Annotated in this window: 14 protein-coding genes, 1 tRNA gene and 2 pseudogenes; 8 read left to right on the forward strand and 9 right to left on the reverse strand. The window is 69.0% G+C overall.

Annotated features, from left to right (window positions below):
• The first annotated feature begins 34 nt into the window (after positions 1 to 34).
• From FGL15_RS16720 to FGL15_RS16735, 5 genes and pseudogenes are all read left to right on the forward strand, one after another.
• Positions 35 to 997, forward strand: coding sequence for a LysR family transcriptional regulator (locus tag FGL15_RS16720; protein ID WP_138946789.1), 963 nt, complete (start codon positions 35 to 37; stop codon positions 995 to 997).
• On the forward strand, positions 990 to 2,510 hold the full coding sequence (gltX, locus tag FGL15_RS16725; protein ID WP_138946790.1) for a glutamate--tRNA ligase: 1,521 nt from the start codon (positions 990 to 992) through the stop codon (positions 2,508 to 2,510). The genes FGL15_RS16720 and gltX overlap by 8 nt, the downstream gene beginning before the upstream one ends.
• Positions 2,507 to 2,911 (forward strand): annotated as a pseudogene (locus tag FGL15_RS21575) (FAD-dependent oxidoreductase); the annotation flags it as partial. The gene gltX and the pseudogene FGL15_RS21575, both read left to right, overlap by 4 nt.
• 80 nt (positions 2,912 to 2,991) lie before the next feature.
• Positions 2,992 to 3,429 (forward strand): FAD-dependent oxidoreductase, encoded by a 438-nt coding sequence (locus FGL15_RS21580; RefSeq protein WP_370282233.1) that lies wholly within the window; start codon positions 2,992 to 2,994, stop codon positions 3,427 to 3,429.
• 87 nt (positions 3,430 to 3,516) lie between these two features.
• Positions 3,517 to 3,588 (forward strand) — tRNA-Gln (locus FGL15_RS16735).
• Positions 3,589 to 3,697: 109 nt separating this feature from the next.
• Here the strand turns inward: FGL15_RS16735 and FGL15_RS16740 are convergent.
• The 7 genes and pseudogenes from FGL15_RS16740 to FGL15_RS16765 form a co-directional block, all read right to left on the reverse strand.
• Positions 3,698 to 4,309: a low molecular weight phosphatase family protein gene (locus FGL15_RS16740; RefSeq protein WP_138946791.1), complete on the reverse strand. Its 612-nt coding sequence runs from the start codon at positions 4,307 to 4,309 to the stop codon at positions 3,698 to 3,700.
• Positions 4,306 to 5,712: a polysaccharide biosynthesis tyrosine autokinase gene (locus tag FGL15_RS16745; protein ID WP_138946792.1), complete on the reverse strand. Its 1,407-nt coding sequence runs from the start codon at positions 5,710 to 5,712 to the stop codon at positions 4,306 to 4,308. The genes FGL15_RS16740 and FGL15_RS16745 overlap by 4 nt, the downstream gene beginning before the upstream one ends.
• A gap of 105 nt (positions 5,713 to 5,817) precedes the next feature.
• Positions 5,818 to 6,294, reverse strand: a complete 477-nt coding sequence (locus FGL15_RS16750) for a DapH/DapD/GlmU-related protein (RefSeq protein WP_079002213.1) — start codon at positions 6,292 to 6,294, stop codon at positions 5,818 to 5,820.
• Between the two features lie 154 nt (positions 6,295 to 6,448).
• Positions 6,449 to 9,871, reverse strand: coding sequence for an error-prone DNA polymerase (locus tag FGL15_RS16755; RefSeq protein ID WP_138946793.1), 3,423 nt, complete (start codon positions 9,869 to 9,871; stop codon positions 6,449 to 6,451).
• Between the two features lie 54 nt (positions 9,872 to 9,925).
• On the reverse strand, positions 9,926 to 10,780 hold the full coding sequence (locus FGL15_RS21585) for a hypothetical protein (protein WP_370281839.1): 855 nt from the start codon (positions 10,778 to 10,780) through the stop codon (positions 9,926 to 9,928).
• Between the two features lie 319 nt (positions 10,781 to 11,099).
• Positions 11,100 to 11,519 (reverse strand): annotated as a pseudogene (locus FGL15_RS21590) (DNA polymerase Y family protein); the annotation flags it as partial.
• Positions 11,516 to 12,253: a hypothetical protein gene (locus FGL15_RS16765; protein ID WP_205858637.1), complete on the reverse strand. Its 738-nt coding sequence runs from the start codon at positions 12,251 to 12,253 to the stop codon at positions 11,516 to 11,518. The pseudogene FGL15_RS21590 and the gene FGL15_RS16765, both read right to left, overlap by 4 nt.
• Positions 12,254 to 12,394: 141 nt before the next feature.
• On the opposite strand from FGL15_RS16765, the gene FGL15_RS16770 reads away from it, so the two are divergent.
• Entirely contained in the window at positions 12,395 to 13,096 is a 702-nt protein-coding gene (locus FGL15_RS16770; protein ID WP_138946794.1) for an SOS response-associated peptidase, read from the forward strand.
• 167 nt (positions 13,097 to 13,263) lie between these two features.
• Here the strand turns inward: FGL15_RS16770 and FGL15_RS16775 are convergent, their stop codons facing one another.
• A complete protein-coding gene (locus tag FGL15_RS16775; protein ID WP_056006986.1) occupies positions 13,264 to 13,467 on the reverse strand; it encodes a cold-shock protein in 204 nt (67 codons plus the stop codon).
• Between the two features lie 374 nt (positions 13,468 to 13,841).
• Between FGL15_RS16775 and FGL15_RS16780 the strand changes: the two genes are divergently transcribed.
• A complete protein-coding gene (locus FGL15_RS16780; RefSeq protein WP_085510601.1) occupies positions 13,842 to 14,936 on the forward strand; it encodes an acyl-CoA desaturase in 1,095 nt (364 codons plus the stop codon).
• Positions 14,937 to 14,946: 10 nt separating this feature from the next.
• On the opposite strand, the gene FGL15_RS16785 is transcribed toward FGL15_RS16780, so the two are convergent.
• Complete coding sequence (locus FGL15_RS16785) at positions 14,947 to 15,585, reverse strand: MBL fold metallo-hydrolase (protein ID WP_064296288.1); 639 nt, start codon at positions 15,583 to 15,585, stop codon at positions 14,947 to 14,949.
• A gap of 83 nt (positions 15,586 to 15,668) precedes the next feature.
• On the opposite strand from FGL15_RS16785, the gene FGL15_RS16790 reads away from it, so the two are divergent.
• Positions 15,669 to 16,571, forward strand: a complete 903-nt coding sequence (locus FGL15_RS16790; RefSeq protein ID WP_138946795.1) for a diacylglycerol kinase family protein — start codon at positions 15,669 to 15,671, stop codon at positions 16,569 to 16,571.
• The last annotated feature ends 107 nt before the right edge of the window (positions 16,572 to 16,678 follow it).

The following is a 16,678-nucleotide window of genomic DNA, read 5'->3' on the forward strand; positions in this document are numbered from 1 at the left end:
GATGAGAACCATAACGAAGGATTATGCTTCGAGGATGTCCACCCTCTCACCGCCGCCCTCGTCATCGGCCCTCGACGCCGGTTCCCTCCTCGTCGTCGGCGCCATCGCCTCGACCGGGTCGATCACGGCCGCCGCCTACGCGCTCGGCTCGAGTCAACCGGCGGTGAGCCAGCATCTCCGCCGGCTCGAGCGTCGGCTCGGCATGCCGGTCGTCGAGCGCGTCGGTCGGGGCGTCCGCCTCACCGAGGCCGGTGCGATCCTCGCCGGACACGCGGTGGCGGTGGACCGAGCGGTACGCGCGGCCTCCGAGGAGGTCGCGGCACTCGCGGGGTTGCGGAGTGGCCGGGTGCGCCTCGTCGCCTTCCCGTCGGCGTCGTCGATGCTCGTGCCGCAGCTCCTCGCTCGTCTGGCCGACGAGCATCCGGGGATCGGGGTCTCCTTCGTCGAGGCCGAACCGCCGGAGGCCGTCGCCGCGGTCCGTGCCGGCGAAGCCGACGCCGCGATCACCTTCAGCTATCCGGATGATCCGGACGACCCGCATCGGGAGAGCGCGGCCGGACTCCGGGTGCACCGGCTCGGAACCGACCCGATGCGTCTCGTGCTCCCGGTCGGACATGCTCGAGCCGGTGACCGACAGGTCGACCTCGCGGCGCTCGCCGGTGAGCGTTGGATCGCGGGTTGTCCGCGGTGCCGAGGTCACCTCCTCGGTCTCTGCCGGTCGAGCGGCTTCGAGCCGGTCATCGCCCACGAGACCGACAACGCGATCGCGGTCACCGCCCTGGTGGCGGCCGGACTCGGCGTCGCCCTGCTGCCCACCCTCGCGCTCGCGGCCGCGCAGCTGCCGACCGAGGTGGTCGTGCTGCCGACGCGCAACGACGACGACCGGGCGCTCCACCTCGTCAGCGCCGAGCACGCGGACCGCATCCCCGCCGTCGCTGCACTCCTGCGGATCGCCGCGTCCCTGGGCGGCGCGACTAAGATGACAGGCGATGTCTGACACGATTACGCACCCCTTCTCCACGGCTTCCGGCACCGACGTCCGCGTCCGGTTCTGCCCGTCGCCGACCGGCACACCGCACGTCGGTCTCGTCCGCACGGCGCTGTTCAACTGGGCGTACGCCCGGCACACGGGGGGCAAGCTCGTCTTCCGGATCGAGGACACCGATGCCGCTCGCGACAGCGAGGAGAGCTACGAGCAGCTCGTCGACGCGCTCACGTGGCTGCGGCTCGACTGGGACGAGGGCGTCGGCGTCGGCGGGCCCCACGCGCCGTACCGGCAGTCCGAGCGGAGCGACATCTATGCCGACGTGATCGCGCGGCTGACGGCTGCCGGGCACCTCTATGAGAGCTTCTCGAACGCCGACGAAATCGACGCGCGCAACGAGGCGGCCGGCCGGCCGAAGCAGTTCGGGTATGACAACTTCGACCGCGACCTCACCGACGAGCAGCGCGCCGCGTTCCGAGCAGAGGGCCGTGAGCCGGCGCTCCGTCTGCGGGTCCCGGACGACGACCTCAGCTTCGATGACCTCGTGCGCGGTGAGATCACCTTCCCGGCCGGGTCGTTCACGGACTTCGTCCTCGTGCGCCCGAACGGCAAGCCGCTCTACACGCTCGTGAACCCCGTCGACGACGCGATCATGCAGATCACCCACGTCCTCCGCGGCGAGGACCTGCTGCCGTCGACGCCGCGGCAGATCGCGCTGTACCACGCACTCATCGACATCGGCCTCACGACCTTCGTCCCGCGGTTCGGTCACCTGCCGTACGTCATGGGCGAGGGCAACAAGAAGCTCTCCAAGCGCGACCCGGAGGCGAACCTCTTCCACCACCGCGACCGTGGCTTCGTGCCGGAGGGGCTCATCAATTACCTCGCGCTGCTCGGATGGTCGCTGAGCGGCGACCGCGACGTCTTCTCGATCGACGAGATGATCGCTGCGTTCGACGTCGTCGACGTCAACCCGAACCCGGCGCGCTTCGACCTCAAGAAGGCGGAGTCGATCAACGGCGACCACATCCGACTGCTGGAGCCGGCCGACTTCCTCGGCCGCATCACGCCCTACCTCGTTGAGGCCGGTGTGGTGAGCGAGCCCGTCACCGAGGCGCAGCAGGCCGTGCTCGAGCAGGCCGCCCCGCTCGTCCAGGAGCGCATCGCGCTGCTCGGCGAGGTCCCCGCGCTCCTCGGCTTCCTGTTCCGCGGTGCAGCGGAGCTCGAGTACCAGGAGGACGCGCTCAAGGGTCTTCCGGCGAACGCCGGCGAGGTGCTCGCCGCGTCCATCGGCGCGCTCGAGCTCGTCCCCGAGTCGGAGTGGACGGCCGGATCGATCCAGGACGCGCTCGCCGGTGCGCTCATCGAGGGCCTCGGACTGAAGCCCCGTATCGCCTACGGCCCGCTCCGCGTCGCCGCGTCCGGGCGTCGGATCTCCCCGCCGCTCTTCGAGTCGCTCGAGATCCTCGGGAAGACGGAATCGATCACGCGACTCGATCGGCTCTCCGCGCACCTCGCTTCATGAGCGACTCGTACGACGTCGTCGTGGTCGGCGCGGGACCCGCGGGGCTCTCCGCCGCGCTGAACCTGGCTCGCGCGCGTCGGCGCATCCTCGTGCTCGACGGCAATCGCCCACGGCACGCTGCGACGCTGCGCTCGCACGGCTTCCTCACCCGCGACGGCATCGCTCCGCTGGATCTCCGACGAATGGGGCGCGAGGAGGTCGCGGCGTACGCGAACGCGGAGGTCCAGTTCGCGTCCGTGCAGTCGATCGAGGCGACCACTGACGGCTTCCACGTCGTCGCCCAGGGGGTCCGTGGCGAGCCGGATCGCGACGTCGTGACCCGGACGGTCGTCGTCGCCAGTGGTCTCACGGAGACGCTGCCGAAGGTCACGAACCTGCGGGCCTTCTACGGTACGGATCTGCACAGCTGCGTCGAGTGCGACGGGTACGAGAAGGCCGACGCGCCGCTCGCGCTCATCGGCGAGACGACGGACCTGGCGGAATGGGCGATCCTCATCGCACAGTGGTCGTCGGACCTCATCGTCTTCACGAACGGCACCGACACCGTCACAGGCCCGAGGAGGCCGCGCTGGCCTCCTCGGGCATCCGGGTCGAGCGTGGTGCGATCGCGGAGCTCGAGGGCGGTCGCGACGGCTTCACCGGTGTCCGCCTCGCCGACGGTGCGCTCATCCCGCGCTCCGGGGGCTTCGTGCGGCCGCAGTGGGCCGCGCCCCTCGGATATCTGGAACAGCTCTCACTCGATCGCGACACCGACGGGTACGTCGTGGTCGACGCCTGGGGTCGCACGTCCGTGCCGGGCGTGTACGCCGCCGGGACATCACGCCTCCCGGTCCGCAGCAGCTCATCGTCGCGGCCGGGAACGGCGCTCGGGTGTCCAGAGCACTCAACCGGGACCTCGCGGGTGTCCCCAGCTGAGTGACCCGCGACGCGCCCGGGACGCTTCGATTTGAGACGGCCGCCTCCGTAGGCTAGTGTTGTTCTTCGGTCGGGGCTTCGGTTCTGACAGTGGGGTATGGTGTAATTGGCAACACGACTGATTCTGGTTCAGTTGTTCTTGGTTCGAGTCCAGGTACCCCAGCAGTACAGCATCACCACGACGAAGGCCCGCGATCATCGCGGGCCTTCGTCGTTTCCGGCGTGCTGTGCAGCTCCGAGGGCCGGCGAGGCCGCCGAACCACCGACGTCTCTCACCGCGGCTCCGAATCCTCCTCCACGGATGTGCGCTCGAAAGCGATGATGCGCTCGACGGCCGGGATGATCTGCGAGGCCATCCGACGGAAGACCTCCGGGCCCTGACCGAACGGGTCGACGACGTCGTCCTGGGTCGGATCGGGCAGTCGTGCGCTCGTCCGGTTGGCCGCCAGCGCGGGGGCGAGACGCATCCAGCGTGCTGCGCGCGCGCGGGGGAGTCGTCCCGAGTCGACGGTGTCGAGGAGCCGGGCGAACTCACGCAGGGAGAAGGTCCGTCGCAGCGCCTCCGGGCACAACCTGAGGACGGCGCTGCGATGCTCGCGCGTCATGGTGAGGATGACGTCCTGCCGACTCACGAGGTCGGCGGTGAGCTGCGTCGCGGTGAACCCGGCGGACGTCGCGGCGAGCGGACCGAGCATCGCCGCGCTCGAGGCGTCGATCGGGTGTCCGCGCAGCGCGCCCGTCCCGGCGCTCCGCACCTCGAAGCCGCACGCGTCGACCTCCGCCAGCCCGCTCGTGAGGAGGAACTCGGCGTACGGGGATCGACAGACGTTGCCGGTGCAGACGATCAGGATCCGGGTCAGAGGTGGATCGAGTGGGGTGTTCATGCCGTGGTCCGCCGTGGTCGACGCGTCGGGGCGGTCCGGTGGTAGTACGCGTAGGACGACGACTGCTCTCCTCGAGTCACCTCGACGCGGTTGAGGACGACCCCGAGGAGCTTCGCCTGGACGAAGCTGAGGTTCTCGAGGGACTGTCGGAGCTGGTCGCGGTGCAGTCGACCGTCGGCCGACGCCACGAGCAGGACGCCGCTCGCGAGGGTCGACAGTGCTGTCGGGTCCGAGACGTTGATGAGCGGCGGCGTGTCGATGACCACCACGTCGTATGCGCGTTCCATCTCGGAGAGCGCGCGCTCCATCGCCGCTGAACCGAGGAGTTCACTCGGATTCGGCGGCAGCTCGCCGGAAGTGAGGACCGCGAGGCGCCCCGCCCCGTTGACCGCTTGCGCGGCATCGCCGAGACTGATCCTGCCGGTGAGCACGGTCGTGAGCCCGACCGCATCCTCGAGACCGAACATCTCGTGCTGGCGGGGTCGGCGTAGATCCGCATCGACGAGGAGGACGGAGTTCCCCGCTTCTGCGAGGACGAGCGCGAGGTTCGCCGCGGTGGTGCTCTTCCCCTCGCTCGGGACCGAGGACGTGACCATGACACTGCGGAGTCCGCCGTCGATGGAGGCGAACTGGAGGTGCGTCCGAAGCTGCCGAAAGCTCTCGGCGCGCCGGCTGTAGCTCTCCGTCGATCCGAGGATGAGTTGCGCCGCGTCGGTGGGTTCCGTGTGGAAGGCGCCGAGGATGCTCGTGTCCGTGAGCTTCTCGATCGCCGAGCGACCGCGGAGTCGGGTGTCGAGGACCTCGATGAGCAGCGTGATCCCGATACCCAGGGCGAGGCCGATGAGGATGCCCACAGCGAGGTTCTGCAGCACGTTCGGCGCGATGGGGGACAGGGATGGAGACGCCTGTTCGACGATCGTCAGCCCGACCGGGGTCGGATCGCCCGGAGTGCCGGCGGAGTCCACCTCGTTGGCGCTCTCGACGTCGTCGACGAGGTCGACGAGCACCTGGGCTGCGGTGTTCGCGATGCGGGCTGCCGCAACCGGATCGCTGTCGACGGCGGAGATGTTGATCAGGACCGACTGCGCGGGATTGGATGCTGAGATCGTCCCGACGAGCGACGCGGGGTCGAGGTCGAGGCGCTCCGCCACCGTGGACCTCACGGTCGAACCGGTGGCGAGGATCACGTACGAGGCGACGCGGCTCTGGGCGAAGGCGTTTCCCTGATTGAGGTCGCCCACGGAGTCGCCGCCGGTGACGGCGACGAACAGCTGGCCGGTCGACTGGTACACCGGCTGGGTGATGAGGGTGTACCCGTGGGCGAGCGCCGTGCTTCCGATGGTGATCGCGACGATGAGCACCCAGCGATGGCGGAGGATGCGGAGATAGTCCTTCAGGTCCATCCTGATATGTTAGTCGTCTGACATGTGCGTCTCGCGCGGCGGAGACGACGCAGGGCCCGGACTCACGAGTCCGGGCCCTGCGTGCGATGGTGGGTGGTCTGCCGTTCAGGCGGCCTTCCCGAACCGGTCCGTGCCGTTCGCACGAGGTCGGCGCGGGGCGCGGTTCGTCTGACGGACCGTCGGTTCGGTCATGACCGGTCGTTCACTGCCGACCACGGTGCGGTCTGCGACCCTGGCATCCCGATCGACGCTCGCGCCGTGGGCGACCTGGACGTCGGCACCCAGACGGGCGTCGCTTCCGACCCGCGCTCCGCGTCCGATGACACAGCGCTCCCCGATGTGGACGTTCGCGCCGATGAAGGCGCCTTCGCCGATCACCGCGGACCGGTCGATCCAGGTTCCGGCACCGATCCAGGCGTTGGCACGGATGTCCGCGTCGGCCTCCACGAAGGTGGTGCGTTCGATGAACGCCGACGGATCGATCAGTGCACGAGCTGCGACCATGCCCTTGCCGTTCGGGTGGTGACGGTACCGTTCCACCTCGCCGGTCCGGCCTTCGATCTCTTCGTACACTCTCGCCATGGGTGACCCCCTTCTGGTCTACTCAACACTGGGGACAACGCCGGGTGGCTCCCGGTCATTCCTTCCCGGGGCCTGCCTGGGAATCCCATGAGTCTCGTGCTGTGCTGTAGAGGGTGTTCGGAGGAGGAGGCCGCCGCGGTTTGGTCGTGAGCGGTCATTGGAAGTCGCGCGAACGGGTGTTCGCCCCGATCCGGAGCGCTTCCAACCGATCCGCCACCAGGTTGACGATGCCTTCCGGTGATCGCTCCAGCATGCCGCGGACCACCATCGCCGGGGCTTCCCTGGCCACGCGGCGATACCGGTTCCAGACACCGACGCTGCAGATCACGTTGACGAGTCCCGCTTCGTCCTCGAGGTTCATGAAGGTGATGCCGCTCGCCGTCGCCGGCCGTTGCCGATGCGTCACGACACCCCCGACCTCCACGCGACGGTCCGTCTGCGCCGTCAGGAGTTCGTCGGACCGCAGCGCCCCTCGTCGCGTGAGTTCGGCTCGGACGTGGCGGATGGGGTGGTCGTCGGTCGACATCCCGGTCGACCAGATGTCGGAGATGAGTTGTTCGGCGGCCGTCGGAACCGGGAGCAACGGCGGCTGCACGGTCGTGAACGTCCCCTCGAGCTGGTCGGGACGATGCCGACTGGCCTGCGCTGCGCCCCACATCGCCTCACGACGGGTGAGGCCGAATCCGTCGAAGGCGCCCGCCGCCGACAGCGACTCCAACTGCGAGGAGCTCAGGCCGATCCGCCTGGCCAGGTCGGCCTGGCTGGTGAACAGCCCTCCGGACTCCCGTTCGGCGACGATCCGCTTCGCGAGCTCCTCACCGATCCCCTGGACGGAGGAGAGACCCAGCCGGACGGCGAGTGCGCCGTCGCGCCGGTGTCCTGCCGAATCGTCGGGAAGGAGCGGATCGAAGAGCCCGGTCGGTCCCTGCTCGTGTTCGAGGCAGCGCGTGCGCCCGCCGGGAGCGACCGGGGCACCGGGGGCGGCCTCGGGGTCGAGCGCTTCGAGGCCGGCCTGTGCGCCGGAGCGATGCAGATCGGGACGAAGGACGGAGACGCTGTGTCGGCGGGCGTCGGCGACGAGCGTCATCGGCGAGTAGAACCCCATCGGCTGCGCCCGGAGCAGGGCCGCGAGGAACGCCCCCGGGTAGTGCAGGCGCAGCCAGGCGCTCACGTAGACGAGGAGGGCGAAGCTCAGGGAGTGGCTCTCGGCGAAGCCGAAGTTGGCGAAGGCCTGGATCTTGGCGTACACGGCATCGGCGTCCGCACCGACGATGCCGTTGCCGGCCATGCCGAGGTACAGCGTGTCCTTGAGGCTCTCGATCTTCTCCTCGCCGCGCTTCGATCCCATCGCCCGGCGCAGGAGGTCCGCATCCTCGGCCGAGCACCCACCGACGGCCATCGCCATCTGCATGAGCTGCTCCTGGAACAACGGCACGCCGAGCGTGCGTTCGAGGACCGGTTCGAGGCTCGGGTGGAGGTAGGTGATGGGCTCTTGGCCGGTCTTCCGGCGCAGGTAGGGGTGCACCGCGCCGCCCTGGATGGGCCCAGGGCGGATCATGGCGACCTCGATGACGAGATCGTAGAACCGGCGGGGGAGCAAACGCGGCAGCATGCCCATCTGCGCGCGGCTCTCCACCTGGAAGACCCCGATGGTGTCGGCCCGACAGAGCTGGTCGTAGACCCCTGCTTCGTCCTTCGGGATGGTCTCGAGGGTCCAGCGCTCTCCGGTGTGCTCGGCCACGAGGTCGAAGCAGTACTGGATGGCCGAGAGCATGCCGAGACCCAGGAGGTCGAACTTGACGAGACCCATCCAGGCACAGTCGTCCTTGTCCCACTGGAGGACCGTGCGACCGTCCATGCGCCCGTGCTCGATCGGGCAGACCTCGCCGACCGGTCGATCGGTCAGCACCATGCCACCCGAGTGGATGCCCAGGTGCCGGGGCAGGGTGAGCATCTGCTGTGCGAGGCCGACGACGCGCTCGGGGATGTCGTGGTCGGTGCTCGACATGACCCCGCCCCAACGCTCGACCTGTTTCGACCAGGCGTCCTGCTGACCGGGGCTGTACCCGAGCGCCTTGGCGGTGTCGCGGACGGCGAACTTCGGCCGATAGCTGATGATGTTCGCGACCTGAGCGGCGTTGCGGCGTCCGTAGGTCTCGTAGACGTATTGGATGGCCTCCTCGCGCCGGTCGGAGTCGAAGTCGACGTCGATGTCGGGCTCCTCCTCCCGCATGCTGGAGAGGAACCGTTCGAACGGCAGCTCGTAGAAGATCGAGTCGACGGCGGTGATCCCGAGCAGGTAGCAGACGGCCGAGTTCGCGGCGGAACCGCGTCCCTGGCAGAGGATGCCCCGACCGCGGGCGAAACTGACGATGTCGTGCACGATCAGGAAGTACCCGGGGAAGTCCTTCTGCTCGATGACCTCGAGTTCCCGTTCGATGCGTCGGAGGTGTTCAGGAGTGGCGTCGGGGTACTTGACGGGGACGGCTTCGAGCACGAGGTGCCGAAGCCAGCTCATGGGTGTATGGCCCTCCGGGACGCGCTGTCGCGGGAGCTTCGGGCGGACCGCCCGCAGGCTGAAGGCGAGTTCGTCGGCCAGCTCGACGCTCCGTGCCACCGCCCCGGGGTATCTGGCGAACCGGTCCGCCATCTCGGCTCCGCTCCGCAGGTGGGCGGTTCCGGCCGCGGGAAGCCAGCCGTCGAGCTCGTCGAGGCTGCGTCGCGCTCGGACGGCCGCCAACGCGGTCTGGAGTCGATGCTGCTCGGGGGTGGCGTAATGGACGTTGCCGGTCGCGACGACGGTGAGGTCGAGCAACGCCGCGATCTCGGCGAGTGCATCGTTCTCCGCCGAGTCCTCCGGGTGGCCGTGGTCGCTCAATTCGACGACGACGTGCTCCGGACCGAACAGGGCGACGAGTCGGTCGACCGCGGCGGCGGCGGCCTCCAGACCGTGCTCACGGAGCGCGGTGCGGACGAACCCCTTGCGGCACCCGGTGAGCACGGTCACGTGGCCGGCGACGGAGGCGGCGAGCCGCTCGAGGTCGTAGATCGGGTGGCCCTTCTCTGCTCCGTCGGCGAGTTGTGAGTCCGTGATCGCGCCGGCCAGGCGGTGATACCCCTCTGCTCGACGGGCGAGCAGGAGCAGATGGTGCCCGACGGGGTCGGGGACGCCGTTCTGCGGCCGGTCAAGGCCGATGGACAGTTCGGCACCGTAGACCGTCCGGAGGTCGGGGAACCGTTCCGCCGCCTCGGCCATCCGGACGACGCCGTAGAAACCGTCGTGATCGGTGAGCGCGAGTGCGTGCAGGCCGAGTGCCGCAGCCTCCTCGACGAGGCGCTCCGGCGGGCTCGCGCCGTCGAGGAAGCTGAAGCTCGAGTGCGCGTGGAGTTCCGCATAGGGGACCCGCGTCGTCGGCGGGCGCTGCTCGGGTGGTTCGGGGACGTACGGCTGACGCTTCCGCGACCAGGCCGGGCTGTCCCCGCCGTCGGCTCCCAGCGGCAGGGTGGCCGGTCGGCTCGCGTCGGACAGACGGCGCTCGAACTCCGACCATGAGACCGGGGGGTTGTTCCATCCCATGCTGGGCTCCTTCGTCATGCGGTGCGGTGCGGTGTGGTGTGGACGTGATGCGGTTCAGTCGTAGCGGGCCTCGGCTCTCCAGTGCTGCTCCTCCAAGATGAGCAGCCAGGCCTCACCCGAGTCGTCGAGGACCTGGAGACGGTGGACGCGATGGTGGCCGTCGTCGTCCCACCAGCGTTCGTCGATGCTCCAGGGGCCGGCCCAGCCGTCGATCACGTGCCAGTCCGAGAGGGCGAAGAACCGTGCGGGTGCTGCACTCACGGTGCTGCGCTCGTCGACCGCCACCGCCAGCCCCGTCGCGTCGACGACCTCGACCGGCACGGCGGTGTCGAAGACGGTCGACGGAGCCGCTCCCGGGATGGTCCCGGGCCACGGCCGGTTCCGGCGTTCGGCCACGGCCGCCTCACCACCCGGTGGAACACTGCCCCAGGGGACGAGGATGCGGCGGTCGAGGAGGAGGCGTCCGCCGGACGGCACCGCGGTCACGACGCCGTCGTGACCGAGCATGCTCTGGACGCGGGCGAGTCCGCTGTGGATGCGTTCGTCCGGTCCGCTGCCCCAGAGTCCTTCCTCGTGTTCCGCGGCGTCGTCGAGGGTCTCCGGGACGACCTCGACGAGTTCGACGGGGGAGGCGAGTCCGTGATCGATGTTCGACGAGCCCTGCAACTGCCAACGCACACGATCGAGGACGTCGCCGGCGGTGAACCAGCGTGGGTGGAGCCAGGTGCGGGTGGAGCGCTCCCCGCGCTCGCTCCGCATGCTGATGGTGATCGCTGTGGTCACGAGGCCGGCCTCGGTCAGGCCGGTGATGAATCGTTCCGCGGACTGCCGGAACCCGAAGGTCAGCTGGTCGATGCGGTCGAGCGGGGGCTCGAAGGCGATCGACACGGCCAGCTCGGTCGGCGGCACGCGGGGGACGACGCTTCGGGCGTCCGCGCCGGCTGCGAGGCGGTGCGCTCGGGCGCCGTCGGGGCCGAAGCGGTCGCGGACCTCGGTCGCGGGCAGCGCGCCGAACGCCCCCAGGGTGCTGATCCCGAGCCGGTGCAGCAGTGAGCTGAGTTCGGGGCGCCCCAGGGTGGACAGGGGAGCGGGCCAGGAAGGCGGGAGAGGCTCCGGAGGGGATGACGATGATCCGGGAACCGTCCTGCTGGAACGCGGTGGACCTCGCGGCCTGCTCCGCGGCGAAGGGGCCGTCGGCGATGCCGATCCGTGCATCGGGGACACCGAGCTCGTCGAGACGGGCCAGGAGGACCTCTGCCGCAGCCGACTCGCCGCCGTAGTATCTGCTCGGTCCTCGGGATCGGATGGCGCAGAGCCCGGCCCGGAAGGGTTGGACGCCCGGCATGAGCTCCTCGATGCCGAGGAGGATCGGCTCGAAGGCGCGGGTGTCGACGACCGGGTCGTAATCGGCGGTCGCCAGTTCCGGACAGCGGGCCTCTGCCTCGCGGACACGGAGTCCTCGCCGCACTCCCGCTGCACGTGCGGTGGCGTCGCAGGCCAGGACCTCACCATGCTCGACCAGGGCCAGCGGAGCGTCGGTCGTGTCCTCGGGCAGCGTTCCAGAGAGTCGTGCCGCCACGATCGGCCAGTCGGGGCACCAGAGGACCATGGTGCGCTCGACCGGTCCCGCAGGCGGTTCGGTCGTCATCGGTTCACGACCATCGGGAGCCGGACGACCGTGTCGTCGTGGAGGAGGCCGGAGCCGGCGAGCGGCGCGGTGCGACCCTCGGTCGATCCCAGGGGCAGCGTCAGGTGCGCGGTCCTGGGCCGGCCCGCAGCCCCCTGGCCGAGCATCGAGCTGACGGTGAGCCGCCGATGCCGGAGATGTCCGTGCCCCGCCCCGAGGCCGCTCCAGGAGCTCTCGGTCACGCGCAACGTCGCATCGCTCTGCGGCCAGGAACCGAGGACGATCAGTGCGGCCTCGCGCTGCCGGAGGCGAGCCGCGAGTCTGGCGGCGTCGCTCGGGGCGATCCGTCCGGGAGGCGCTGTGATGAGCACGCCGGCGACGTCGGCCATGGCCGCGGTGACCGTGAGCCAGTCCGGACCGGGCTGGGGGACGAGGACGAGTCGTTCGAGGTCGATGCCCATGGAGGCCGCCGCCTCCACGCCGAACGACGGGAGACCGATGACGGCGCACCAGGTCCCGGCTGCGGACGGCCCGGCCATGAGCGACATGGCGAGTGCCGTGGAGCCGAGCACGGAGTAGCTGCCTCCGGCCTGGAGGGCGCCACCGGGCAGGAGCCGGGAGAGCTCAGGAGCGGTCGGCAGGGACCGGGTGTCGAGGCGCGTCCCCTGCATCCGCTTGATGCGCCCCTGGAGTTCGTGCAGCTCGGTCGCGGTGTCCGCCTTGACGGGGGAGTCGACGAGTGCGCGGAGGGCCATGGCTCAATATTCGAACATATCTTCGAACAAGTCAACCGGCTCGATCCGGTCTCGACGACGACTGACGGATGACTCGACCATGGTCCCGCATCCCACCGACACGCGGTCCGCGGTGTCAGCGGCGCCCGGTACGCTGGGCCCATGTGCGGACGTTTCGTCGTGACCGAATCCACCGAGGAACTCATCGAGCTCTTCGACATCGACCACGCGGCTGCCGAGCTGCCCGGGCCCTCGTACAACGTGCGCCCGACCGAGCAGATCCCGATCATCCTCGACTCGGTGAAGACGGGGCCGGTGGTCCGCCGGCTCGAATCGGCGCGGTGGTCACTCGTGCCGTCGTTCGCCACCGAGCTGAAGAGTCAGTACCCGACCTTCAATGCTCGCGCGGAGGAGATCACCACCAAGCCCACGTTCGCGCCATCGGTCAAACAGAAGCGCGCGTTGGTCCCCGCCGCCGGGTACTACGAGTGGCACACCGAGGGCGCGACGAAGACTCCGTACTACGTGCAGACCGCTGGTGGTGAACCGATCGTCTTCGCGGCCCTCTACTCGTGGTGGCGCGACCGCTCGCTACCGGACGACGACCCGCGGCGTTGGGTGCTGAGCGCGACGATCCTCACGCGGCCGGCGGTCGGTCCCTTGCAGGAGCTGCACCCACGGACGCCCGTGACGCTGCCGCCGGAATGCTGGGACGCCTGGCTCGATCCGCACCACGAGGCCGATCAGGACGAGGTCGACGAGATGGTGTCCGCAGCGACCGACGTCGCGGAGCAGCTCGTCTTCCACCGGGTGGCGCCGTTGCAGGGCGATGGACCTGAGCTCATCCTCCCCGTCCAGGAGTAGCCGCAGGAGGAGCGTCGCCCGGAGGCGGAACCGCGCCGGAGGCACAGAACTGGCCCGGACACACAGAACCGCCCCTGACGCGAACGTCAGGGGCGGTTCTCGGTGTCTCAGACGCGAGGGCTGGAATGACCGGCCACTCGGATCGTCAGCTCCGACTGATCAGAGAATCAGAGGGGGCGGATGTTCTCGGCCTGCAGGCCCTTGGGGCCCTGGTTGGTCTCGAACTCGACCTTCTGGTTCTCCTCGAGCGAGCGGTAGCCGCTCGTCGCGATGGCGGAGAAGTGTGCGAAGACGTCGGCGCTGCCGTCGTCAGGAGTGATGAATCCGAAGCCCTTTTCGGCGTTGAACCACTTCACAGTTCCAGTTGACATGTATTTCCTCTTTCATGAGTGACCGTTCCCGACTTTCGGGCCCGTTCGTCGCGGTGTTCTTTGCTCGCTCCTCAGAAAAGCAGCGTATCCATCGGTGGAAACGCGGCTTGAAATACCTGCGCAACACAACAACTTCGATCCACGTTAGCCCATCTCGGCTCGAAACGGCAGCCGAACACGTAACGGATTGGCCAATTCTGCGTCTTTTCTCGACAACTGGCGGGTGATCGGCCTGATCTGGGGTCGGATGTCGTGATGTGGGGTGATTCTTCAGACACCGACCGTAGGCTGTGGCCATCTGCAGAGCTCGCGCTCGTCCGAGCATCCGCTCATCGCCCCGGCTGGGAAGTCGACACGATTCCTCCGGAGTGCCCATGTCAACTGAAGCCATCCTCGGCCCGGTTCGTGCCACGAGCCCCCGCAAGCCCGGTGCTGCGAACGTCACCAGCTCCTACTCGTCGCTGTTGAAGACGGTCCGCGAAGCGGGACTCCTCCGCCGCCACCGCACGTTCTACATCCTCACGTTCTCGTTCCTCGTGATCGCGCTCCTCGGCTGCGTCACCGGCTTCGTCCTGCTCCGCGAGTCCTGGTTCCAGTTGCTCATCGCGGGCGCGCTCGGCATCATCCTCACCCAGTTCGCCTTCCTCGCCCACGAGGCCTCGCACCGTCAGGTCTTCGAGTCGGGCCGAGCGAACGACCGCGCCGGGCGCTTCCTCGCGGCGGGCATCGTCGGCATCAGCTACTCGTGGTGGATGACGAAGCACACGCGCCACCACGCGAACCCGAACCAGGTCACCAAGGACCCCGACATCGAGATCGACACGATCTCCTTCATCGAGGAGGATGCGGCGAAGGCCAAGGGCCTGCAGGCGCTCATCACCCGCAAGCAGGGCTACCTCTTCTTCCCCCTCCTCATGTTGGAGGGCATCAACCTCCACGCGCTGTCCTTCAAGACCCTCTTCGGTCCGGGCAAGGTCGACGGCCGCGCCGCCGAGATCAGCATGATCGTCGCCCGCGTCGGTCTGTACCTGGCCGCGATCTTCCTCTTCCTGCCCGTCGGCATGGCGTTCGCGTTCCTCGGCGTCCAGCTCGCGGTCTTCGGCGTCTACATGGGTGCGTCTTTCGCACCGAACCACAAGGGCATGCCGATCATCCCGGCCGACATGAAGCTCGACTTCCTCCGCAAGCAGGTGCTGACCTCGCGCAACGTCCGCGGCTTCGGCATGGCCACCTTCATGGGCGGCCTCAACTACCAGATCGAACACCACCTGTTCCCGAGCATGCCTCGCCCGGCTCTGGCCCGTGCTCGCGTCATCGTGCGGGAGCACTGCGAGACCCAGCAGGTGCCGTACACGGAGACGACCCTGTTGCAGTCCTACGCCATCGTCATCGAGTACCTCAACCGGGTCGGGCTCTCGGCCCGCGACCCGTTCGACTGCCCGGCGGCGGCGAACTTCCGCCGCCGGTAGTCGATCGGGCTCAGACCTCGAGGGTGTCGAGCGGGGCGAGCGGGTAGTAGGTCCCGCCGCCCTGTTCGGTCGCCCACTGCAGGCGGTCGTGCGACATGCTCTGTCCCGGCCCTGAGAGCACCATCTCGTGCGTCCCGAACGCGCGCTTCGGTGCGACTGCGGTGACGAAGTCCATGCCCTCGGAGATCTTCATCCACGGTGCACCCGCCGGCGCGGCCAGGAGGTCGACGTCGACGCCCTCGGGGACGGCGAAGGAATCGCCGGGGTAGTACACGAGGTCGTTGATGAGGACGCCGACGTTGTCGATCACCGGGATCGACGAATGGATGACCGCGTGGGTCCCGCCGAAGAAGCGGAGCGTGAACGGCCCGGCCTCGACCACGTCTCCCGGGGCGACGACGGTGATGTCGTAGCCGTCCGCGGCGGCGGCGACACCGGCTGGTCCGTAGAGGACGGCCTCCGGGCTGGCGGCGAGGATGCGGTCGAGGTGCTCCGCGGTCCAGTGGTCGGGGTGCAGGTGCGTGATCAGGACCGCCGCGGTGTGCTCCACATCGGCGATCGGGGACGTGAACGCGCCCGGGTCGACGATCAGCTTGGCGCCGTCCGTCTCGAGGAGGAATGCTGCATGTTCGAACTTCGTGAGTCTCATAGGACGAGTGAATACCGTGGGAGCGCCGGGGGCAACCCGGTCGTCCGGGCATCCACCCGCTGCGGGCCTGTCAGAATCGGCAGGTGACCACGCAGCCCCGACGCATCGGCGTCGCCATCAACCCGACCGCGTCGTTCGGCTCGACCCGAGCCGTTGGCCCGATGGTGCTCGACGCCCTCGAGCACGCCGGGCACCGCGCCGTCCGCCTGCAGGAGCAGACCGTCGGGCAGCTCCGGAGTTCGGTGCAGACCGCGATCGAGGCAGGGTTGGACGCGCTCGTCGTCGTCGGTGGCGACGGCATGGTGAGTCTGGCCGTCGAGGCTGTACGTGATTCAGGCCTGCCGTTCGGCGTGGTCCCGTCCGGTACGGGCAATGACATCGCCAGGGGACTCGGGATCCCGCTGGGTGATCCCGCAGCCGCGATCGCGTCCCTGCTCCGTGCGCTCGAGGGTGAGCCGCGCGTGATCGACGCCGGCACGGTGACGGACGGCGAGCGGACGACCTGGTTCGTCGGTGCGGTGTCCGCAGGCTTCGACGCCCTCGTCAACGAGCGGGCGAATCGCATGCGACGGCCGCGCGGGCGCAGTCGGTACACGATCGCGATCCTCCGTGAGCTCCTCGCCTTGAGACCCCGGCGGTACGAGCTGACCGTGGACGGGGCGCCGGAGACGGTCGACGCCGTCCTCCTCGCTGTCGCGAACAACACCTCGATCGGTGGCGGCATGCTCATCGCGCCGCAGGCGGACCTCGCCGACGGCCGATTCGACCTCTTCGTCGTCGCACCCGTGTCACGGTTCCGGTTCCTCCGGCTGTTCCCCAAGGTCTTCTCGGGTGCCCACACGGATCTCGACATCGTGCGACTGTCGCGGGTCCGTTCGGTCTCGATCGCCGCCGACGGCATCACGGCCTATGCCGACGGGGAGCGCATCGGTCCGCTGCCGGTCACGATCGATGTGGTCCCCGGTGCCCTCCGCGTGCTCGCCTGAGCCTGTCCGCCGACCGCGACCACCGCGCGACACGCCCGTCGGATGCCGCTGGTGGCCTCGATTTGTACGGCTCGAAATCGTATGGCATACTCATATCCGTTGCTTAC

The sequence above is a fragment of the Plantibacter sp. M259 genome, from assembly GCF_006065115.1.
GTDB lineage: Bacteria > Actinomycetota > Actinomycetes > Actinomycetales > Microbacteriaceae > Plantibacter > Plantibacter auratus.

Coding starts and splice junctions, on each gene's coding strand:
- FGL15_RS16755 (WP_138946793.1), bottom strand. CDS start 9,871: ATGGGATGGAACAACCCCCCGGTCTCATGGTCGGAGTTCGAGCGCCGT.
- FGL15_RS16750 (WP_079002213.1), bottom strand. CDS start 6,294: ATGGCGAGAGTGTACGAAGAGATCGAAGGCCGGACCGGCGAGGTGGAA.
- FGL15_RS16745 (WP_138946792.1), bottom strand. CDS start 5,712: ATGGACCTGAAGGACTATCTCCGCATCCTCCGCCATCGCTGGGTGCTC.
- FGL15_RS16780 (WP_085510601.1), top strand. CDS start 13,842: ATGTCAACTGAAGCCATCCTCGGCCCGGTTCGTGCCACGAGCCCCCGC.
- FGL15_RS16785 (WP_064296288.1), bottom strand. CDS start 15,585: ATGAGACTCACGAAGTTCGAACATGCAGCATTCCTCCTCGAGACGGAC.
- gltX (WP_138946790.1), top strand. CDS start 990: ATGTCTGACACGATTACGCACCCCTTCTCCACGGCTTCCGGCACCGAC.
- FGL15_RS16740 (WP_138946791.1), bottom strand. CDS start 4,309: ATGAACACCCCACTCGATCCACCTCTGACCCGGATCCTGATCGTCTGC.
- FGL15_RS16765 (WP_205858637.1), bottom strand. CDS start 12,253: ATGGCCCTCCGCGCACTCGTCGACTCCCCCGTCAAGGCGGACACCGCG.
- FGL15_RS16770 (WP_138946794.1), top strand. CDS start 12,395: ATGTGCGGACGTTTCGTCGTGACCGAATCCACCGAGGAACTCATCGAG.
- FGL15_RS16775 (WP_056006986.1), bottom strand. CDS start 13,467: ATGTCAACTGGAACTGTGAAGTGGTTCAACGCCGAAAAGGGCTTCGGA.
- FGL15_RS21580 (WP_370282233.1), top strand. CDS start 2,992: ATGGGCGATCCTCATCGCACAGTGGTCGTCGGACCTCATCGTCTTCAC.
- FGL15_RS16720 (WP_138946789.1), top strand. CDS start 35: ATGTCCACCCTCTCACCGCCGCCCTCGTCATCGGCCCTCGACGCCGGT.